Origin of the sequence: Kocuria sp. ZOR0020 (assembly GCF_000800955.1) — a bacterium.
Taxonomy (GTDB): domain Bacteria; phylum Actinomycetota; class Actinomycetes; order Actinomycetales; family Micrococcaceae; genus Kocuria; species Kocuria subflava.
Genome location: NZ_JROX01000022.1, coordinates 17,228 through 37,794, shown reverse-complemented (window position 1 = coordinate 37,794; position 20,567 = coordinate 17,228). Strand labels below are relative to the sequence as shown.

Genomic DNA, 20,567 nt, shown 5'->3' with positions numbered 1-20,567 from the left:
GCCGGGGGGCACCTTCCGTACGGAAGGTGCCCCCCGGCGTCGTCGTAGAGCAGGTGCTGACCAGTGGTTTGTGCCGCCCATCAGCTCTGATGGGCGGCACAAACCACTACTCAGGAAATGAAAGATCAGCCTTCGTAACCGTTGGGGTTGTTCTTCTGCCAGTTCCAGTGATCGCGGCACATGGTGTCCATGTCCCGGTCCGCGGACCAGCCCAGATCAGCCAGGGCGGCGGAGGCATCAGCGTAGGTGGTGGCGGCATCGCCGGGGCGGCGCTCCACCACCTCGTAGGGGATTTCCACGCCGGAGGCCTTCTCAAAGGCGTCCCGGACCTCCAGCACGGAGTACCCGTGACCGGTGCCAAGGTTCCAGATGCGCAGCCCACCATTGGCGGCCAACCAGTCCACGGCCTTCACATGGCCGTCAGCCAGGTCCACCACATGGATGTAGTCGCGCACGCCGGTGCCGTCCGTGGTGGGGTAGTCGCCGCCGAACACGCGCAGCTTCTCCCGGCGGCCCACGGCCACCTGCGCCACAAATGGCATGAGGTTGTTGGGGATGCCGCGGGGGTCCTCACCGATCCGACCGGACTCGTGGGCGCCCACGGGGTTGAAGTAGCGCAGCAGGGCAACGTTCCAGCGGTCATCGGCGGCGGCCAGGTCCACCAGGATGTCCTCGATCTGTTCCTTGGTGCGCCCGTAGGGGTTGGTGGCGTCCTTCTCCACCTTCTCCGTCAACGGCATGGTCTCCACCTCGCCGTACACGGTGGCCGAGGAGGAGAACACGATGGTGCGGCAGTCGTTGTCCTCCATGGCATGCAGCAGGTTCAGGGTGCCGCCCACGTTGTTGGAGTAGTACCACAGGGGCTTTTCCGCGGATTCGCCCACGGCCTTGAGCCCGGCGAAGTGGATGACAGCCTCCGGCTTCCAGGTCTGGAACACGCGGTTCAGGCCCGGGGCGTCCAGCAGGTCCACCTGCTCAAATCCGTCGATGCTGCGCCCGGCCAGTTCTTCCACCCGGACCAGGGATTCCCGGGAGGAGTTGGCCAGGTTGTCCAGCACGACGACGTCGTGACCGGCCTCCAGCAGAGACAACACGGTGTGAGAACCGATGTAACCGGTACCGCCGGTCACGAGAATGCGCATGGGATGCCTTTCTGTTGTGGTGGACCGTCCCTCGGTTCACCGGTGATGGGGTGGGACCTGACGATCCCGGTCGGGTCCCACCCACCTCAATCTCTGGCGTGCCGGCGGGCTCACCACCCACCCACACGCGGATCTCAGTTCTTGTGCAGAGCCTCGTTGAGTTCCACGGTGTGCCCGGCACGGGGCAGAGCCTCCACCGCACCGGTGAGGGAGTTGCGGCGGAACAGCAGGTTGGGAACACCGGAGAGATCCACGGCCTTGACCACCTGGGGCTCATTGCCCTCACCCAGCACGTTCACGCGGGTTCCGGCCGTCACGTACAGACCGGCCTCCACCACACAGTCATCGCCCAAGGAGATGCCCACACCGGCGTTGGCACCCAGCAGGACGCGCTCGCCCAGCTGGATGCGCTGCTTGCCGCCTCCGGAGAGCGTGCCCATGATGGAGGCGCCGCCACCGATGTCCGTGTGATCCCCGATCACCACACCGGCTGAGATACGGCCTTCCACCATGGCGGTGCCCAGGGTGCCTGCATTGAAGTTCACGAATCCTTCGTGCATGACCGTAGTGCCCTCAGCCAGGTGCGCGCCAAGGCGGATGCGGTCGGCATTGCCGATGCGCACACCGGTGGGGACCACGTAATCCACCATGCGCGGGAACTTGTCCACGGAGAGCACCGTGACATTGCCGGTGGAGCGCATGCGCAACAGGGCGAACTGCAGTTCCTCGGCCAGCACCGGACCGCGGGAGGTCCAGGCAACATTGGCCAACAGGCCGAAAATCCCGTCCAGGTTCAACGTGTTGGGCTGCACCAGACGGTGGGAGAGAAGGTGCAGGCGCAGGTAGGCATCTGCGGCGTCCTGCGGGGCCGCATCAAGATCGATCACGCGTTCCACGATCTCGGCGGTCACGTTGCGCTCGGCATCAGGGACGGCAGCACCGCGGAGGTCGGCATCCAGGGAGGTGTCCGGCTCCTGGGCCAGGACGGGGTTGGGGTACCACACGTCCAGGATGGTGCCGGCCTTGGGGCCTCCAGCCACAACAGTGGCCAAACCCATTCCGGCGGCGTAGCGGGGGGCGTCAGAGTGATTGGAAGTCATGGGTCCATCCTACGGATCACGCGCCGCTAGGGTGGTTGGATGACGACTGCGCATTCCGGCACTCAATCGCCCACACCATCACCGCTGGATCTTGCGGCTGACCCGGCTGAGCTCACAGCAGCGTTGACCGACGTCGAGTCCGTCTCCGGCAACGAGGGCCCGCTGGCCGATGCCGTGGAAGCAGCTTTGCGTGAACATTCTCACCTAGAGGTCCACCGCGACGGTGACGCCGTGGTGGCCCGCACCCAGATCGGCCTGCCCGAGCGCGTGGTGCTGGCCGGTCACCTGGACACCGTCCCGTTGCCGAGCGCGGATGGTGCCAGGGGGACGGTGCCGTCGTCGTGGACTGAGCACGACGACGCCCGGGTGCTCTACGGGCGTGGTGCCACGGACATGAAGGGTGGGGTGGCCGTGCAACTGGCTCTGGCGGCTGAGCTGACCCGCCCCAACCGGGACGTGACCTACGTGTTCTACGACCACGAGGAAGTGGATTCCGCCAAGTCCGGGCTGGGCCGGTTGTACCGCAACTGCCCCGAGCTGCTGGAAGCCGATTTTGCGGTGCTGCTGGAACCCACCGACGGCACGGTGGAGGGTGGCTGCAACGGGACGCTGCGATTCACCATTGAGCCCACCGGCCTGGCTGCCCACTCCGGGCGTGCCTGGCGAGGGGAGAACGCGATTCACAAGCTCGCCGACGTCCTGGAGGTTCTGGCGGGGTATGAACCGGCTGCCATTGAGGTGGAGGGGCTGGTTTACCGGGAGGGACTGAACGCCATTCGGATCAGCGGCGGCGTGGCGGGCAATGTGATTCCGGATGCCGCGCGGGTGGAGATCAACTACCGCTTTGCCCCGGACAAGACCCTGGAAGAAGCCCAGCAGCACTGCCGGGACCTGTTCCCCGGACATGACCTGAGATTCGTGGATCTCTCCCCGGCCGCACGTCCCGGTCTGGACCGCCCAGCTGCTGCAGCCTTTGTGGCCGCGGTGGGACAGGAGCCCAAGCCCAAGTACGGCTGGACTGATGTGGCCCGCTTCTCCGAACACGGGGTTCCGGCCGTGAACTTTGGGCCCGGAGATGCGCTGCTGGCGCACACCGACGACGAACACGTGACCGCCGATGCGGTGCGCGCCTGCCACCGAGCCTTGAAGTCCTGGCTGAGCGCTGAATGAGTCAAACGGGTGGCAGTACGGTACGTCGTCAACAGCTGATGAGGTACCGAACTGCCACCCGTCTGTGGTTGGGTCCTGGAACTACTTGGCAGGAGTTGGAGCAGCCGGTGCTGGTGCGTCAGGGGTCTTGGTCTTGCCGGAAGTGCGGTAGCTCAGGAACCCGGAAAGCCACTGGGCCAGTGAGGTCAACGCAAAGTTGATGACCACAAAGATCACGGCTGCCATCAGCAAGGTCTGCAGGATGTTGCCATCCCCCGATCCCAGGCGTCGGCCGGAGGCCAGCAGCTCGGGGTAGGTGATGATGTATCCCAGTGCCGTGTCCTTGAGGATCACCACGAACTGGCTCACCAGGGACGGCAGCATGGCCGTGAGAGCCTGCGGCAGCAAGATCGAGCGCAAGGTCTGGGACTCGGTCAGACCCACCACCAGGCCGGCCTCCCGTTGCCCCCGGGGCAAACCGTGGACACCGGAGCGGATGAGCTCGGCAATCACGGATCCGTTGTAGAACATCAGGGCCAGCACCACAGCCCAGAACGGGGTCTCCGTGGGCTGGACCAAACCGGTGCGTCCAAGCCCTAAGTAGAAGAAGATCATCATGACCAGCACGGGCACCGCGCGGAAGAACTCCACCACCACTGTGGAGATCCCGCGGATCACCGCCACCTGGGACAGGCGGCCCAGACCAAAGATCAGGCCGAAGATCACTGAGAGCACCACGGCCACACCAGCGGCCCGCAAGGTGGCGATGATGCCGGGAATGAAGAAGTTGTTCCAAGACCTGGCCGTGAACAACTGGGTCCACTTGGACGACTCCAGCTGACCGCGCTCGCCCAACTGAGCCAGCACGTACCAGGCGATGGCTGCCACCAGCAGCACACCCACGATGTTGAAGATCAACGTGAGCATCCGCCCGCGCGGTCCTTGGACGTCAAACAGAACGTTCTGTGCTTTGGAGGACATCAGCGCACCACCGCAAACTTTCGGGAGGCCCACGTGGTCAACAGACCCACGGGAACCACGATCAGGACAAAGCCGATGGCCACGGTCAAGAACACCGCAATGATCACGTCAGGCCGGAACTCAATCATGGACTTCATCAAGGCGGAGATCTCCGTGACCGAGGCGGCAGCAGCCACCGTGGTGTTCTTGGTCAGTGCGATCAGCGTGTTGCCCAGGGGAGTGATGGCTCCGCGCAGGGCCTGCGGGAAGATGATCAGCCGCGCGGCGGGCAGGAAGCCCAGCCCGATGGCGCGGGCCGCTTCTGCTTGCCCCACCGGGACAGTGTTCACACCGGACCTGATGGCCTCACACACGAACGCTGCGTGATAGATGGCCAAACCGACCACGGCGTAGCGGAAGAAGTTCTTGTTGAAGTCCGGGCTGAGGTTCAGCTGCAGCTGGGACCACACACCCAACACCAGGAAGACCAGGATGATGGTCAACGGGGTGTTGCGGATGATGTTGACGTAGGCGGCACCGAGCCAGCGCATGGAAGTGATGGGGGAGACCCGCATCAGGGCGAGCACGGTGCCCAGCAGCATGGAGCCGATGGCCGCAAAGAAGGTCAACTGGATGTTGACCCAGAACGCGGATGCGACGTCGAACTGCTCGAACAGACTCGCAAAGTCTGAGAGATAGCTACTCACGATGCCTCTTTGAGGTCACAGACGAGTCTGTGAGATGGAAATGGGATGAAACCTGCCCGGTGCATGTTCGGACAGGGGGTTAACGGCGTGTGGTGGGTGCACCACCTGGGCAGTGCACCCACCACACGCTGATCACGATGATTCAACGGGCCTGGTGCGGCCGGTTGGATCAGGAACCGCAGGTCTCGTCAGGAGTCGGCGGGTTCCAGTCGGTGTTGTAGGAGTAGTCCGCGCCCTCGGTGTTGGAGGTCACGGCCTCCTCCCAGGCGCCGTCCTCAACCATCTTTTCGATGGCGGCGTTGATGTCCTCGCACTTGTCCGAGCCCTTGGGCAGGCCCACGCCGTAGCGCTCCTCGGAGAAGGTGTTGCCCACCACGCGGAACTGGCCCTGGTTGGCATCCGTGGAGGCCAGTCCGGCCAGAATGATGTCGTCAGTGGTCACCGCGTCCACACCGCCGGAGCCCAGCATGGTCACGCAGTCTGCGTAGCCGCTCTGCTCCACCAGGTTCACACCTTCGACCTCGTCGCGAACGTTCTCAGCGGAGGTGGAGCCCGTGACGGAGCACAAGTTCTTGCCGTCCAGATCCTGGGGTCCGTTGATGGAGTCGTCATCGGCACGCACCAGCAGGTCCTGACCTGCGGTGAAGTACGGGCCGGCAAAGTCCACGGACTCCTTGCGGGCGTCAGTGATCGAGTAGGTGGCAAAAATCATGTCCACCTGGTTGTTCTGCAGCATGTTCTCGCGGTTGGCCGAAGGGGCTTCAACCCACTCGATCTGGTCCTCGGAGTAGCCGAGTTCATTGGCCACGTACTTTGCGACGTCGACGTCAAAGCCCGTGTAGTCCCCGCCGTCGGCGTAGCCCAGGCCGGGCTGGTCATACTTGATGCCGATGCGAACGGTGTCCGAATCGCCGCCGTCGCCGTTGCCCGAGTCCCCGCCGCCACAGGCGGAAAGGGTCAGGGCGGCAGCTGCGGTCAGAGCCACGGCGCTGTAGATCTTTTTGCTGCGGTGCATTGGTGTCTCCCTTGGTGTTGTGATGGTGTTGAAGGGTTGGTGGTGCTGGATCAGTGGTTGAGGATCTTGCTCAGGAAGTCCCTGGCGCGCTCGGACTGCGGGTTGGAGAAGAACTCCTCCGGGGTGTTCTGCTCCACGATCTGCCCGTCAGCCATGAACACCACCCGGTCTGCCGCACGGCGGGCAAAGCCCATCTCGTGGGTGACCACGATCATGGTCATGCCTTGGCGGGCCAGATCGGCCATGGTGTCCAGGACCTCGTTGATCATTTCCGGGTCCAGGGCGGAGGTGGGCTCATCAAAGAGCATGACCTTGGGGCTCATGGCCAGGGCGCGGGCTATGGCCACACGCTGCTGCTGTCCACCGGAGAGCTGGGCCGGCAGTTTTTCCGCCTGGTTGTCCACCCCCACGCGCTCGAGCAGTTCCATGGCCCGCTCCTTGGCGGCAGCCGAGGACTTGCCACGGACCTTCATGGGCCCGAGCGTGACGTTTTGCAGCACGGACTTGTGCGCAAACAGGTTGAACGACTGGAAGACCATGCCGACGTCCGCACGCAGCTTGGCCAGCGCCTTGCCCTCCTTGGGCAGGGGGTTGCCGTCAATGGTGATTTCGCCCTCGTCAATGGTTTCCAGGCGGTTGATGGTGCGGCACAGTGTGGACTTGCCGGAGCCGGAGGGGCCGATGACCACCACCACCTCACCGCGCTTGACGTCCAAGTTGATGTTCTTGAGCACGTGCAAGCTGCCGTAATGCTTGTTCACGTTGGCGATCTTCACCAAGGTCTCACCGGCCTGCGTGGCGATGGGACTTGTTGGCGGACTCACAGTCTGGTTGGGCATGTCAAGAACATAGTTGAGGTTTGGTCAATGTGAGGTCAACCACGTTGCAAGTTGGTGAAATTCCTAGAGAATGTTGCGCCACGAAGCCACGGGGGGAGCCTGCGCGGGGCACCCCGATACCGTGGAGACCATGACTTCCACCCCAGAAACCCCCACGCCGGAGCGACAGACCCGAACTGATCCGCCCGCAGATGCTTCCGGACAACCGGTGTCACCTGCGCATTCAGCGAGCCCATCAAGTGGCTCCGGCCAACCGTTCCGACACAAGGGCCCGATTCTTCTGCGCGGCCGTGAGTTGCACCGCAGCACTTCTGACCAGCGGTTCTTGGAGCCGGAAGTGCTGGCTGGGCGCGAACCCGGTGACTTCACGCGCAGCGACCCCTGGCGGGTGCTGCGGATCCAGAGCGAGTTCGTGGATGGTTTTGACACCCTGGCTCGACTGGGGCCTGCAATCTCCGTGTTCGGTTCTGCGCGCACGCCGGAGTCCTCGCAGGACTACTCCATGGGGCGCGCCGTGGGCCGCCAGTTGGGGGAGGCCGGGTACGCCGTGATCACCGGTGGTGGCCCGGGCATTATGGAGGCCGCCAACCGCGGTGCCCATGACGTCGGCGCCCGCTCGGTTGGTCTGGGCATTGAGCTGCCGCATGAGCAGGGTCTGAACCAGTACATCGACCTCGGCATCAACTTCCGGTACTTCTTTGTCCGCAAGACCATGTTCGCCAAGTACTCCCAGGGCTTCATTGTGCTGCCGGGTGGATTCGGCACGTTGGACGAGCTCTTCGAGTCCCTGACCTTGGTGCAGACCAGCAAGATGACCCGGTTCCCGGTGGTGCTGATGGGAACGGCCTTCTGGGCACCGCTGGTGGACTGGATCAAGAACACCTTGGTGTCCGAGGGCATGATCTCCGCCGGAGACGTTGACCTGCTGTGTGTCACGGATTCCCCCGAGGAGGCTGTGGCTGTCATGCGGGAAGCTCACGAACGCCGGTCCCACGAACAGCACCATCTCGACCTTGATGAGTTCCCCGAAGGTGGACAACGGTGAACCCAGATGCCCCCACCCGGGTGCATCTGGCTCTCACACAGGCCACCGGTCGGACGGCCTCTGCCTTCGCCGTTGTCCCGTGGTGGGGCCAGGCTCTTCTGATCTGGTTGGTCTCCAGACTGTGGGCGGCGATCATCTTCGTCGTCGTCGACCGCCAGTCACCTGACGGTCCGTGGGGGCCCACTCCGCTGGGGTACTTCAACGTGCTGAGCATCTGGGACGGCCAGTGGTACGAGCGGGTTCACGACGGCGGTTACCCCTCCGAGCTGCCTAGAGACGCCACCGGTTCGGTGCAAGCCAATGCATGGGCGTTCTACCCGGTGTTTCCCCTGGTGGTGCGAGCCATCACGGCGGTCACAGGTCTGCCGTGGGCCGTTGCGGCCTCCACCGTGGCGCTGTTGGCGGGGTTTGCAGCCGCCGTGCTGATCCTCAAGCTGTTCCGGGAGTTCTTGGCACCGGATCCAGCGGTGTGGGCATTGGCTGTGGTGGCCTTCGGCCCGGTGTCGCCGGTGTTCCAGGCGGCGTATGCGGAATCCCTCCATCTGGCCCTGCTGGCAGCCGCTTTGCTGTTGGCGGTACGGGGCCGGGTGCTGTGGTCCGTGGGTCTGATCCTGGTGATGTGCCTGACCCGGCCGGCCGGTGTTCCGTTTGCTGCCGCGTTGGGGCTGACCTGGTTGATCCACGCCGTGGGATCCCTGCGCAGCCACCACGCCAACGGGACGTGGAAGGCGGGTGCGGTGCTAGGGGTGTTCAACAAGTGGTTCTGGTTGGCGGTGTGGGCCTGCGCCTGCGCGTTGGTCTGGCCGGCCTTCGCGTGGGCCGTGACCGGTGAAGCCACGGCGTACATGGAGACCGAAACCGCATGGCGTGGATCTTCCCTGGTGGTCTTCGAACCCTGGTTCGCACTGGGGGAGAGGTTTATGGGCCCGTACCTGGGGTGGCTGGGCGTGGTGGTTCTGGTGGTGGGCTTTGCCCTGTTGATCACCACCCGCACGGTGCGTACCACGCTGCCGCTGATCGTGTGGATGTGGGTGGCCTGCTACGCCGTGTACCTGCTGGCCTTCCTGCACCCGCAGTCCTCCACCTTCCGCATGTTGGCGCCGTTGTTCGTCCTGGCAGCCCCGTTGGTGGCCGCAAGCCCGGCGCGTTCCTATCGGATCACGCTGATTGTGGTGGGTGCCTTGTTCCAGATCGTCTGGGTGGGATACCTCTGGCAGTGGTCGCCATTGCCCGGCGGCGGTGACTGGCCACCGTGATCCGGCCTGTCACCAGCAAACCCAACCGGTCGCGCTCGCTAATACCAGCAGGCCGTCCGGTAAGATGTGACGGAAACTCACGTCGATGACAGGAGAACAACCAATGGCGGCTATGAAGCCGAGGACTGGTGACGGTCCCATGGAGGTCACCAAGGAAGGCCGCAGCCTGATCATGCGCGTGCCCCTGGAAGGCGGCGGACGCCTGGTCGTTGAACTCAAGGCCGATGAGGCCGCAGAACTCAAGGAATGCCTGGAAGGCGTGACCTCCTGAGCCTGAAGTGACCTCGTCAGTTCCCGGGCAGTTCTGCCTGGCGGCTGACCACGAACTCAAGAGCCCTCCACCGATCACGGTGGAGGGCTCTTTTCACCAGAGATGTCCCTACAGGGACGGGTAGACGACTGCCAATCCCGGGCCCGGGTCACTTCTTGACGGCCACCAACAGGCCCGAACCGGCTGTGAGGATGGCGGAGAAAAAACGGTCGTCCTCACGGAACACACGGTGCATCTCCCGGTGGATGCGTGTGGCTTCATCCCGGACCACCGGGTCCGGCACCCGGTCCTGGTCCAGGGTGTCCTGGACCACCAGGGTGCCTCCGGTGCGCAGCATCCGTGCGGCTTCATCCACGTAGAGCAGGGCGTTGGCGGCATCGGCGTCCAGAAACACCATGTCGTAGGCCCCCGTGGTCAGGCGAGGCAGGACCAAGGAGGCTCTCCCGGAAATGGTGCGGATCCGGTTGCTGGCCACTCCGGCCTCCCGGAAGGTGTCCCGTGCGCCGCGCAAAGCCCGGACATCGGTGTCCACGGTGGTCAACACGGAACCCTCAGGCAGGCCCCGCAGAATGGCGGTACCGGAAACTCCGGTGCCGGTACCCACTTCCACCACGGATCGTGGCCGGGCTGCGGCGGTCAGCACCGTGAGCGCTGCAGCAACACCCGGTGTGACCGGGCGGATGTTCAAGGTGGTGGCGCGTTCGCGTGCACGCAGCAGGACCTCGTCCTCCCGAGGGTAGGCCTCGGCATAGGACCAGCTGGTGGTCTTGCCTCGGCCCATTTTTCACCCTCCCGTTCTGCGTCAACTCCAGTGTGCCCTGAGCATCCTACTCGTCCCGACCGCTTGGGGGACCGGGGGGTGAGGGTCAGTCCGCTCACGGCCCGCAACGGGCCTGCGCCCAGGAGGCGTTCAGGTTCTCCGGTGACCATGGCGGTGACCTCTTGAACCGGTCTGTTGTGAACACCCCACAGACCTCTTCACCAACGGGATGAATCAGGCGTGCACAAGGTTTTCTGGACTCAACGGATCGTGGTGGTCTCCCTGGCGGTCGCCACGTTCCTGCTGGTGGGAATCGCCCTGTCCGGTTGGTATGTCGGATCCCGCGGTGCCACCACGTCCACGGGCTCCGCAACGGTCTCCGGTTCCACCTGGATGGGGCCGCAAGGGCTGGTGCACACCCAGAACTCCGACGTCGACACCTTGCGTGCCGACGGCTGGACCCTGCCGCTGGTGGGGCTCAACGGGTACAGCACAGAATCCTTGAGGTTGACCACCGTTGCCGGGCAACCGGCCGTCGTCGTGGTGGTGGAGAACAACCGATCCCGGCAGATCACCGTGGTGGAACAACGCGGCACCGTGGACACCGAGCACCCCGTGGCCGGGGACACCGGGCTGCCGGCCAGTGCCGTGGGGCTGGAGCGCACCTCCATTTCCGGTGCCACCGTGTGGGTCCATGAGGGCAAACCGTGGCGGGCCATGATTGTTCACGACGACGTCGTCTACACCCTGGTCTCCGATGCCGCACCACCGCGCATGGTGAATCTGTTGCAGCAGGTCGAGGCCGGTCACCGGGCCGTTCTGGACCAGCCGGCCCAACCCGACCACGGGACCTTGGAAACCATTGCGCTGGGCTGGCGGCGCATCCTGGGAGTGCAATGAGAACTCGCGTCCGCAGCCAACTCCGACTGCTAACCTCTTAGCCGTGTTCGGTATCAGTGGAGCAGAAGCAATCGTCCTGATTGTGGTGGCGCTGCTTGTGATCGGCCCGGAACGTCTGCCCGAATACGCGCAGAAGCTCAAGGACCTGGTCAAAGCAGCACGCCGTTATGCCAGCGGAGCCAAGGACGACCTGCGCGAAACCCTGGGCCCGGAAGTCACTGACGTCGACTGGCGCAGACTGGACCCCCGGCAGTACGACCCCCGCACGATCGTGCGGGAGGCGTTGGCGGAAGTGGATCAGGAGGACGCCGAGGAAAAGCGCCGCCGTGAACGGAAAGAGCGTGAGGCCGCCCGGGAAGCACGCAAGGCCGAGCGGGAGGCTGGAGGCAGTGGGGGAGGCTCCACCGCCGCCACCCAGACCACGTCACTGGTGCGCCTGGCACCCGGTCAGCGGGCTCCGTTCGATTCAGAGGCCACCTGAGCCACCGCTTTCTGGGGCTGGTGCCACGTTGCTCAGCGTGGGGTGACGCCCAAGGACATGCCTGCCAGCCCGCGGGGGCCGTCGATCTGTTCGGCGATCTCACGCAGGGCAACCGCTGCCGGGGAATCAGGCTCCGACCAGACCACCGGCGCACCGGCATCACCGGCCTGACGCAGCGCCACGTCCAAAGGAATGGAACCCAACATGGGCACGGGGTAGCCCATGCGTTCCGTCAAGGACTCCGCAATCTGCTGCCCACCACCTGAGCCGAAGAGCTCCAGGCTGGAGCCATCCGGCATGACCATGGCGGCCATGTTCTCCACCACCCCGGCCACGCTCTGCTCCGTCATGGCGGCCAAGGTCCCGGCGCGCTCGGCGATGCCTGTGGCGGCCTGCTGGGGGGTGGAAACCACCAGGACCTTGGAGTGCGGGAGCTTCTGCGCCACGGAGATGGCAACATCTCCTGTGCCCGGGGGCAGGTCCAGGAGCAGGTGGTCAAGATCCCCGAAGTGGACATCCGCCAAGAACTGCTCGATGGCCCGGTCCAACAGGGGACCGCGCCACACCACGGGAGTGGCGGGGTCAGTGAACATTCCGATGGAGATCACCTTGACGCAGCCAGGAGTGCCGTTGTCACGACGGGCGTTGCCCGGAACCTCCACGACAGCAGGCAGGATCATCTCATCCACTTTGGTGGGGCCACGCTGAATCCCGAACAAACCAGGGATGGAGAACCCATGGATGTCCGCATCCACCACTCCCACCTGCCGCCCGCGGGCAGCCAGGGCAGCTGCGATGTTGGCAGTCACCGAGGACTTGCCCACCCCACCCTTGCCGGAGGCCACTGCGTGCACCCGGGTCAGGGAATCGGGATCGGCGAACGGGATGCTACGGGTGTGGCCCAGACGCTGTTTGAGTTCCTGCCGCTGCTCCGGGGTCATCACGCCCAGTTCCACCGTCACGCGGTGAACGCCATCCACTTGCATGAGGGCGGATTCCAGGTCCGCCTCAATGGTGGAGCGCAGAGGACATCCGGAAATGGTGAGCAGCACCCCCACGGTGGCCGTGCCATCGGCTTCCAGAACGGCCCGCTGCACCATGCCCAGATCCAACAGCGGACGCTGCAGCTCCGGGTCCTGGACCGTGTTCAACGCATCACGCAGCCTGGGATCCACGGTGGGTTGGGGCAAAACGGTCTCAGAACTCACTGGTGTCACTGCTCTCAGGACGGGGTGTTGGTGTCCGGGTCGGTTTGGGTGCGCTCCACGGGCTGATCCAGCGGCTCGGCATGGGGTTCCAGTGAGTCCGGAACCACCGGAATCAGCCCGGTGGGTGCAGCCTTGGAGTCCCGGGATTCACCGGGACCTGTCTTCTTCTTTTTCTTCGTCTTGGGCGCCAACGTGGCAGGTGTTGCCGGAGATTTCTTACCGGCGTCGTCGTCGTTCTCATCCCGGTCCTCCAGCAGTTCCTGGAGGAGGTCACGCATCTCTGAGCGGACGAAGTCGCGGGTGGCCACATCCCGGACAGCCATGCGCAACGAGGCGATCTCCCGGATCAGGTACTCGGTGTCCGCCAGGTTCTCCTCGTCGCGCTTGCGGTCCTGTTCGGCAATCACACGGTCACGGTCGTCCTGTCGGTTCTGGGCCAACAGCAGCAGGGGAGCGGCGTAGGAGGCCTGCAGGGAGAGCATCAAGGTCAACAGGGTGTAGTTCAACGCACGGGGGTCGAACTGCAGGCTCTCGGGCATCAAGGTGTTCCACCCCAGCCACACCACCACGAACACGGTCATCCACAACAGGAACTGCGGAGTACCCATGAAACGGGCAAAACCCTCTGTCATCTGACCGAAGGAGTCCGGGTTGGGACGCAGTCGGTCCCACACGCCGTGACGCAGACCGGATGGCGTGTCCAGACCGGAGGAACGGCGTTCGGCATTTGCGCGGATGTCACTCATAGCGTCGTCCCACCTTTCGTACGGGGGTTCCATCGTCCCAAGTCCGCCAGTCATCGGGCAGAAGATCGTCCAGGACGTCGTCAATGGTCACAGCGCCCACCAGGCGCCGGTTCTCATTGACCACAGGGATGATGGTGAGGTCATAGGTGGCCAGTTCTTTGGCCACATCGGAGATCGGGGCCATGTCACGCACGGGCTCGATCGAGGTGTCCAGCATGGTGCCCAGAGGTTCAGGCGGCGGCACGCGCAACAACTGTTGCATGTGCACCATGCCCAGATACCGGCCAGTGGGGGTTTCCAGCGGCGGGCGGCACACGAACACGGCGGCCGCCACGGCGGGGGAAACCTCCTCCTGCCGGATGGCGGCCAGGGCATCGGCCACGCTGGTTTCCGGGGAGAGGATGATGGGCACGGGAGTCATCATGGAACCGGCTGTGCCTTCGTCGTACTCAAGCAGGCGGCGGACGTCCTCGGCTTCTTCCGGCTGCATCAACTGCAGCAGGTCCTCGGCCTGGGTGTCCGGCAGCTCGTTGAGCAGGTCCGCGGCATCATCCGGTTCCATTTCCTCCAGGACGTCTGCAGCACGCTCAACGTCCAGGTTGGTCAGGATGTAGACCTGGTCCTCCTCCGGAAGCTCCTGGAGAACGTCTGCCAGCAGTTCGTCCTGCAGCTCACCTGCGATCTCCATTTTTCGCTTGTCGGAGAGCTCGTGCAGTTCCTCCGCCATGTCCGCGGGCTGGTCCTCCTCGTGCGCTTGGACCCACTGCGTGGCGGCCTGTGGCCCCACACTGGCCAGATCGCGGGCCTCTTCCCAGTCCACCACCAAGGTTTCCCCGGGACGACGACGCATCAACCCGCCCGTGGTGCTTGCCCGGCGCACGAACAACTCCGTGAGTTGCCAGTCCCCGGAGCGGGCCCGTTCCATGGCCACGTCCACAATGGTGGCCGTGCCCGAGCCGTCCAGCAGGGCAACGTGTTGATCAAACATCTCCCCGATCACCAGGGTTTCCTGTCCGCGCTGTTGGAACCGGCGCAGGTTGACCAGGCCGGTGCACACTATGCGTTTGGAGTCCATGCTGGTCACACGGGTCATGGGGACGAACACACGCCGTTTGCCGGGGACCTCAACCACCATGCCCACCACAATGGGCCGTTTGACCTGACCGCCGCGTTTGCCTCCGGGGGCGCGGCGCAGCACCACAAAGTCGCGGAGGCGTCCCACACGGTCGCCCAGGGGGTCGAAGACGTCCAGACCGATCAATCGGCCGATGAAGATCTTTTCCAGGGAGCTGCTCACCGCATCAGCCTACTGGCCGTGCACCGGGTTCAGCCCATCGCGATGATGCAGCGGATCTTCACGTGACTTTCAGTGAACCGGGTGATCATGACGGCATGAGCTTTTTTGGTCAGCGTCCCTCGTCCCTGGCTCCCACCGGTCTGCCCGAAGGCCAGGCCATTGGCACGTTCTCCCGCTACGCCGATGCCCAGAAGGTGGTGGATCACCTCTCTGACCAGCACTTTGACGTGCAGGCGGTCTCGATCGTGGGTCATGACCTGCGTTCCGTGGAGCGGGTGACGGGCCGGTTGTCCTATCCACGCGTGGCCATGCTCTCCGCAGCGCAGGGCGCCATGTTCGGTCTGTTCTTCGGCGTGATTTTGGCCATGTTCGGAGGCAGCGGCTGGGGAGTCTCGGTTCTGCTCACCGTGCTGCTGGGGGCCGCGTTCTGGGTCATCCTGGGCGTGATCAGCTTTGCCGCCCAACGGGGACGCCGCGACTTCACTTCGGTCTCCACGTTCGTGGCCGCCCGTTACGACGTCGTGGTTCGTGGTGACCTTGCGCAGTCGGCACGCCAGGCCGTCCAGGGACTCAACCTGACCGGATTGCAGCCCGGGGGATGGGGCGCCCCGCACCAGCAACCCCAGCCGCAGCAGCCTGTTCAGCCGGCAGGCCCGCAGTCAGGACCCGTGAGTCAGGGTCAACGCCAAGGCACGGGTCAAGGCACGGGCTCGAGCGCTTCGGGTTCCAGTGCCGCAGGTTCCAGTGCCGCAGGTTCCAGTGCCGCAGGTTCCAACGCTTCGGGTGGAACTGCCACGGGTCACGCGCCCTGGAATGGCGGCCAACCGGCGTCGGGGACTCACGGTGCCCCGGGTCAGGCCGCGTCCCAGCAGCCGACCCGCCGGGCTCCCGCACCTGGTGAGAAGGACCTGCCGGATGGTCGCCCCCGCTACGGGGTGCGCGTGGATCCGCAGGAAACCCCTGGGGACGCTGGGCAGTCCCGGCAACAGTCCTGAGCAGTCCCAGCAACAACCCCGAGCAGGCCTAGCAACAACGTTGAGCGGGCCCACCAACAATCCTGAGCAGGCCCCAGCAGCACTGTGCCGGGGAACCCGACTCAGTGCTGCCGGGCCATCCAGGATTCCACCTGGTCCGGATCACGCGGGAGGGCAGCGGAGAGGTTGTGGTTGCCGTCGGCGGTGACCAGGACGTCGTCCTCGATCCGCACACCGATGCCGCGGTACTCGGCCGGTACGGAGAGGTCTTCTTCCTTGAAGTAGAGACCCGGTTCAATGGTGAACACCATGCCGGGTTCGATCACGGCGTCCTGGTACATCTCACGGCGGGCTTGGGCGCAGTCGTGGACGTCCAGACCCAGGTGATGACTGGTGCCGTGCGGCATCCAGCGACGGTGGTGCTGGCCCTCCACGGACAGCGACGCCTCAGCTGAGACCGGCAGCAACCCCCACTCTTCCAGGCGGGCGGCCAGGACCTCCATGGCGGCATCGTGCACGTCCCGGAACCGGTTGCCTGGCACGGCCACGGTGAATGCGGCATCGGCAGCATCCAACACCGCTTGATAGACCTTGCGTTGCACCGGGGTGTAGCGGCCGTTGACCGGCAGGGTCCGGGTGACGTCAGCCGTGTAGAGGGATTCGGCCTCCACTCCGGCGTCCACCAGGATCAGATCCCCGTCCCGGACCACACCGGTGTTGCGGGTCCAGTGCAGCACGGTGGCGTTGTTGCCCGAGGCCGCAATGGTGTCGTAACCCAGATCGTTGCCTTCGGCCCTGGCCCGGGCAAAGAAAGCACCCTCCACCACACGTTCTCCGCGCGGCTTCTGCGTGGCCACCGGCAGGGCCCGCACCACGTCTGCGAAACCGCGAATGGTCATGTTCACGGATTCCCGCAGTTGGTCGATCTCATGGGAGTCCTTGACCAGGCGCAGTTCGGAGAGAGCCTCCAGCAACGCCGAATCCACAGCATCTTCGGCAGCCAGGTCAACCCCAGCTGCCAAGCGGGCGGCATCCACCATCTGGTCCACGGCCGCGTCCTGCCCCTTGATCACGCGGATGCGCATTCCACCACCGGCGGGGTCGCCCACGTTCTTGGAGACCGCAGCCTCCAACCCGCTCAGATCCGCCGTCTTGATGCCGTAGGCGCTGCTGATCTCCCGCAAGGAGGGCCGATCTCCCACCCAGAACTGGCCGTTGCGGGTGTCTGCGTAGAACTCCTGGGTGTCATGCCCGGCCATGGGATGGAAGTAGAGCGTGGCGGTGTGGTTGGCGTCGTCGTCACCCGTGCCGGTCTCCACCGGCTCCATCACCAGCACCGCGTTGGGCTCGTGGTCCACGCCCAACCCGGTCAGGTGGGCGAAGGCGGAGTGGGGGCGGAAACGGTAGTCGGTGTCATTGGAGCGGACCTTGGGTGCACCGGCCGTGACCACAATGCGCTCACCCGCGAACTTCTCCGAAACCCGGCGGCGGCGCTGCGCTGCGAAATCAGCAACTGCCTCCCGCGGCAGGTCCGCATCCGGCACCGGCGCCCACTGGGAGGCCATAAACGTTTTGAAGGCCTCGGAGTCCGGGGAGCGGGTCCGGTTGTCACCGCGCTGGGCCATGGACTGCTCCGCGGTGGGTGCGGACTGCTGGGCGGGGGTGGCGGAATCCTGCTGGGTGGTCATGTGGCTCCGTTCGGGTGGAAGGTGCAAAGCATGAGGGGCAGCAACCCTGCGGGTCATGGGCTTGAGCCCCGAGCTCAATCGTGCCACGTCCTGGTGCGTGCCTGAGTTCTGCGCGGAGCCACCAATTGACGCTGGGAGCCACCAGTTGAAGCGGGAATCCAGGGGCGCAAGCGGGGATCCAGGAGTGCAGGCCGGCAGCCGTGCCAGGATGGTTGCATGAAGATCGACCTCCACACCCATTCCACCGTTTCTGATGGCACACAGCCCCCGGCTGAAGTCATGGGGTCGGCGGCACAGGCCGGTTTGGACGTGGTGGCGCTGACGGATCATGACACCACCGCCGGATGGGCTGAAGCCGCGCAGGCAGCCGCCCGCCTGGGGGTGAGTCTGGTGCGTGGCACGGAGGTTTCCTGTCAGACGGAACACGGGATCTCCGTTCACCTGCTGTCCTACCTCCACGATCCTCATCATGAGGGACTCAATCAGGTGATGGAGAGGGCCAGGAACTCCCGCCTGACGCGCGCGCAGCGCATGGCCGAGTTGATCGGCAACGATTACCCCATCACCTGGGAGATGGTCCAACGCCACGTTGCTGACGGAGCCACGGTGGGACGCCCTCACCTGGCAGACGCCTTGGTCTCAGCCGGTGTGGTGGCGGACCGCACGGAGGCATTCGACACCGTTCTGCACCCACGTTCCGTGTACTACGTGCGCCACTACGCGCCGGACCCGGTCACGGCCGTTCGTCTGGTTCGGGAAGCGGGCGGCGTCCCGGTCATGGCGCATCCCCTGGCCTCTCTGCGCGGCCGGGTGGTGGGGCAGGAGGTTTTTGACACCATGATTGCGGCCAGGTTGGGTGGGCTGGAGATCGCCCACCGGGACAACCCGGATGCTGCCCGCGCTCAACTTTCCGAGATGGCCGCACAGCACAATCTGATTGTCACCGGGTCCTCCGACTATCATGGGGCCGGCAAGCCCAATCGGTTGGGGGAGAACTTGACCTCTGTGCAGTCGCTGCGCCGGATCGAGGCGGAATCCAGTGGGGTCACGCCCGTCCTGTGGGCATGACGCCAACTCCTGGCCCAGATGTGACTCGTGCCGCCCATCAGGCCTGATGGGCGGCACAAAACACTGCTCAGCGGGGAGGGTCAGCCCTCCTGGGACTGCACCTCACCGTTGGTGGTCCTACGGCGCCGACGACGACGCCGTGCTGCACCTTCCGCTGACCGGTCACGCGGGGCGGTGGTGGAGTTCTCAGCGGCGGAAGCCGAGGTTGCCTCACGGTTCTCGGTCTTGCGTTCGTGGTCATGCGGGCGACCGTCACGCTGGGCCTGGTTGCTACCGTTGGAGTCACCCCGGCGTCCGTCCTGATCGCGACGGCCTTCACCACGACGGCCTTCACCACTACGCCCTTGGCCGCCACGGTTGTTCGAGCGGCGCCGATTGCGTCCCGAACCTCCGCGTGAATCCTCACTGTCACGCTCGGAACCGGAGCCACCACGTCGGTTACGGCCCTGACCGGCATCACTGCGACCGGAGGGCTGGCGTCCGGACTTGTCAGGGCCACCCAGGTCTTCGAGTTTCTCCGCGCCGAGCCCGGCGTGGGTGCGCTTGTCCTTGGGCAGGCGGCCCTTGGTGCCTTCCGGGATGTTCAGGTCCGTGTAGAGGTGGGCGGAGGAGGAGTAGGTTTCCTGCGGCTCCTGGACACCGAGCTCCAGGGCTTTGTCGATCAGGCGCCAGCGCGGGACGTCGTCCCAGTCCACGAACGTGACGGCGGTGCCCTTGTTCCCCGCACGCCCGGTGCGACCAGTGCGGTGCAGGAAGGTCTTTTCGTCCTCCGGGCACTGGTAGTTGATCACGTGGGTGACGTCGTCGACGTCGATGCCGCGCGCGGCCACATCCGTTGCCACCAGCACGTCAACCTTGTTGTTGCGGAAAGCGCGCAGCGCCTGCTCACGGGCACCCTGACCCAGGTCACCGTGCAGGGGAGCGGCTGCGAACCCGCGGTTGGTCAGCTCATCTGCCACCTTGGCTGCGGTGCGCTTGGTGCGGGTGAAGATGATGGTCTTGCCGCGGCCCTCGGCCTGCAGAATGCGGGAGACCACCTCGTCCTTGTCCAGGTGGTGGGTCCGGTAGATCACCTGGCGGATGTCCGCCTTGGTGGTGCCTTCATCCGGGGCTGCAGCACGGATGTGCATGGGCTTGGACATGTAGCGGCGGGCCATGGCCACCACGGGGCCGGGCATGGTGGCGGAGAACAGCATGGTGTGGCGGACCTTGGGCACAGAGGAGAGGATCTTCTCCACATCCGGCAGGAAACCCAGGTCCAGCATTTCATCGGCCTCGTCCAGGACCACGGCCTTGACCTGGGAGAGATCCAGGTGGTGCTGGCGATTGAGGTCGATCAGACGGCCAGGTGTGCCCACAATGATTTCCGCGCCCTTTTCCAGGGCCTCGATCTGGGGCTCGTAGGCGCGGCCACCGTAAATGGTTAACACGCGGGCGTTGCGGGTCTTGGCCGCCGTGGCCAGATCCGAGCCCACCTGAACGGCCAACTCACGGGTGGGGACAATGATCAACGCCTGGGGTGCACCGGCGTGGGCGAGTTTGCCCCAGCCGTCGTCGTCGCGGCCCACCACACGCTGGATCACGGGAATGCCGAAGCCCAGGGTCTTGCCGGTGCCGGTCTTGGCCTGGCCGATGATGTCCTGGCCGGTCAACGCCACGGGCAGGGTCATGGCCTGGATGGGGAAGGGGGAGGTGATGCCCTCCGCTGCCAAGGCGTCCACGATGTCCTGGCGCACGCCGAAGTCCGCGAACGACTTGGGTGCGGCCTCAACGGTCTCGGGGGTGGCCTCCACGGAGGATTCGGCAATCGCCTCAACGGATTCGGGGGTGGAATTGGTCTCAGTCACAGGTTTTCGGGGTCCTCTTACGTTGATCGGGCGCGGGGGCAGCGGCGTGGGGCGGCTGATGCATCGTGGGTTTTTTGACGACGCCGCACCATGTGCCGTGCGGCAACCACGTCT

General features: G+C 65.0%; 20 protein-coding genes. 8 read left to right on the top strand and 12 right to left on the bottom strand.

The features are described 5' to 3' along the window. Positions 1–125 precede the first annotated feature (125 nt). Positions 126–1,142, bottom strand: a complete 1,017-nt coding sequence (galE, locus tag L979_RS01720; RefSeq protein ID WP_047688437.1) for a UDP-glucose 4-epimerase GalE — start codon at positions 1,140–1,142, stop codon at positions 126–128. Positions 1,143–1,276: 134 nt separating this feature from the next. After that, the gene (gene dapD, locus L979_RS01715) at positions 1,277–2,242 is read right to left on the bottom strand and encodes a 2,3,4,5-tetrahydropyridine-2,6-dicarboxylate N-succinyltransferase (RefSeq protein WP_047688436.1); all 966 of its coding nucleotides are present in this window, start codon (positions 2,240–2,242) and stop codon (positions 1,277–1,279) included. Between the two features lie 39 nt (positions 2,243–2,281). Between dapD and dapE the strand changes: the two genes are divergently transcribed. Continuing rightward, positions 2,282–3,412: a succinyl-diaminopimelate desuccinylase gene (gene dapE, locus L979_RS01710; protein ID WP_047688434.1), complete on the top strand. Its 1,131-nt coding sequence runs from the start codon at positions 2,282–2,284 to the stop codon at positions 3,410–3,412. Positions 3,413–3,493: 81 nt separating this feature from the next. Here dapE and L979_RS01705 read toward each other — a convergent pair whose 3' ends face one another. The 4 genes from L979_RS01705 to L979_RS01690 all read right to left on the bottom strand — a co-directional run bounded on the left by L979_RS01705 (position 3,494) and on the right by L979_RS01690 (position 6,912). Next, positions 3,494–4,372 (bottom strand): amino acid ABC transporter permease, encoded by an 879-nt coding sequence (locus tag L979_RS01705; protein WP_047688432.1) that lies wholly within the window; start codon positions 4,370–4,372, stop codon positions 3,494–3,496. After that, on the bottom strand, positions 4,372–5,058 hold the full coding sequence (locus tag L979_RS01700) for an amino acid ABC transporter permease (protein WP_047688429.1): 687 nt from the start codon (positions 5,056–5,058) through the stop codon (positions 4,372–4,374). Before L979_RS01700 ends, L979_RS01705 begins: the two co-directional genes overlap by 1 nt. Positions 5,059–5,227: 169 nt before the next feature. After that, complete coding sequence (locus L979_RS01695; protein WP_047688427.1) at positions 5,228–6,073, bottom strand: glutamate ABC transporter substrate-binding protein; 846 nt, start codon at positions 6,071–6,073, stop codon at positions 5,228–5,230. Between the two features lie 50 nt (positions 6,074–6,123). Continuing rightward, positions 6,124–6,912 carry an amino acid ABC transporter ATP-binding protein gene (locus tag L979_RS01690; protein WP_052209328.1) on the bottom strand — a complete coding sequence of 263 codons (789 nt, stop codon included), beginning with the start codon at positions 6,910–6,912 and terminating at the stop codon, positions 6,124–6,126. Between the two features lie 130 nt (positions 6,913–7,042). Between L979_RS01690 and L979_RS01685 the strand changes: the two genes are divergently transcribed. The 3 genes from L979_RS01685 (at position 7,043) to L979_RS14870 (ending at position 9,484) form a co-directional block, all read left to right on the top strand. Then, positions 7,043–7,957 carry a TIGR00730 family Rossman fold protein gene (locus L979_RS01685; protein WP_047688425.1) on the top strand — a complete coding sequence of 305 codons (915 nt, stop codon included), beginning with the start codon at positions 7,043–7,045 and terminating at the stop codon, positions 7,955–7,957. Beyond that, positions 7,954–9,213, top strand: coding sequence for a hypothetical protein (locus L979_RS01680; protein ID WP_052209327.1), 1,260 nt, complete (start codon positions 7,954–7,956; stop codon positions 9,211–9,213). The genes L979_RS01685 and L979_RS01680 overlap by 4 nt, the downstream gene beginning before the upstream one ends. A 103-nt stretch (positions 9,214–9,316) precedes the next feature. Beyond that, positions 9,317–9,484 (top strand): DUF3117 domain-containing protein, encoded by a 168-nt coding sequence (locus tag L979_RS14870; protein WP_081993569.1) that lies wholly within the window; start codon positions 9,317–9,319, stop codon positions 9,482–9,484. Between the two features lie 148 nt (positions 9,485–9,632). Here L979_RS14870 and L979_RS01675 read toward each other — a convergent pair whose 3' ends face one another. Further along, complete coding sequence (locus tag L979_RS01675) at positions 9,633–10,265, bottom strand: O-methyltransferase (RefSeq protein WP_047688423.1); 633 nt, start codon at positions 10,263–10,265, stop codon at positions 9,633–9,635. Between the two features lie 219 nt (positions 10,266–10,484). On the opposite strand from L979_RS01675, the gene L979_RS01670 reads away from it, so the two are divergent. Together L979_RS01670 and L979_RS01665 are read left to right on the top strand one after the other, a co-directional pair. Next, positions 10,485–11,144 (top strand): hypothetical protein, encoded by a 660-nt coding sequence (locus L979_RS01670; protein WP_052209326.1) that lies wholly within the window; start codon positions 10,485–10,487, stop codon positions 11,142–11,144. A gap of 43 nt (positions 11,145–11,187) precedes the next feature. Next, positions 11,188–11,625: a twin-arginine translocase TatA/TatE family subunit gene (locus L979_RS01665; protein ID WP_047688421.1), complete on the top strand. Its 438-nt coding sequence runs from the start codon at positions 11,188–11,190 to the stop codon at positions 11,623–11,625. Positions 11,626–11,657: 32 nt separating this feature from the next. Here the strand turns inward: L979_RS01665 and L979_RS01660 are convergent, their stop codons facing one another. From L979_RS01660 to L979_RS01650, 3 genes are read right to left on the bottom strand one after another with little or no spacing between them, the layout of a single operon-like run. After that, positions 11,658–12,833 carry a P-loop NTPase gene (locus L979_RS01660; protein ID WP_156125289.1) on the bottom strand — a complete coding sequence of 392 codons (1,176 nt, stop codon included), beginning with the start codon at positions 12,831–12,833 and terminating at the stop codon, positions 11,658–11,660. 14 nt (positions 12,834–12,847) lie between these two features. Then, positions 12,848–13,579 carry a DUF1003 domain-containing protein gene (locus tag L979_RS01655; RefSeq protein WP_081993566.1) on the bottom strand — a complete coding sequence of 244 codons (732 nt, stop codon included), beginning with the start codon at positions 13,577–13,579 and terminating at the stop codon, positions 12,848–12,850. Further along, a complete protein-coding gene (locus L979_RS01650) occupies positions 13,572–14,876 on the bottom strand; it encodes a magnesium transporter MgtE N-terminal domain-containing protein (protein WP_047688419.1) in 1,305 nt (434 codons plus the stop codon). The genes L979_RS01655 and L979_RS01650 overlap by 8 nt, the downstream gene beginning before the upstream one ends. 95 nt (positions 14,877–14,971) lie before the next feature. Between L979_RS01650 and L979_RS01645 the strand changes: the two genes are divergently transcribed. Beyond that, on the top strand, positions 14,972–15,871 hold the full coding sequence (locus L979_RS01645) for a general stress protein (protein WP_047688457.1): 900 nt from the start codon (positions 14,972–14,974) through the stop codon (positions 15,869–15,871). A 101-nt stretch (positions 15,872–15,972) separates the two neighbouring features. Here the strand turns inward: L979_RS01645 and L979_RS01640 are convergent, their stop codons facing one another. Then, positions 15,973–17,538 (bottom strand): aminopeptidase P family protein, encoded by a 1,566-nt coding sequence (locus tag L979_RS01640; RefSeq protein ID WP_047688417.1) that lies wholly within the window; start codon positions 17,536–17,538, stop codon positions 15,973–15,975. Between the two features lie 216 nt (positions 17,539–17,754). On the opposite strand from L979_RS01640, the gene L979_RS01635 reads away from it, so the two are divergent. Beyond that, entirely contained in the window at positions 17,755–18,606 is an 852-nt protein-coding gene (locus tag L979_RS01635) for a PHP domain-containing protein (RefSeq protein ID WP_047688414.1), read from the top strand. Between the two features lie 80 nt (positions 18,607–18,686). Here the strand turns inward: L979_RS01635 and L979_RS01630 are convergent, their stop codons facing one another. Then, positions 18,687–20,453 carry a DEAD/DEAH box helicase gene (locus tag L979_RS01630; RefSeq protein WP_081993564.1) on the bottom strand — a complete coding sequence of 589 codons (1,767 nt, stop codon included), beginning with the start codon at positions 20,451–20,453 and terminating at the stop codon, positions 18,687–18,689. Between the last annotated feature and the right edge of the window lie 114 nt (positions 20,454–20,567).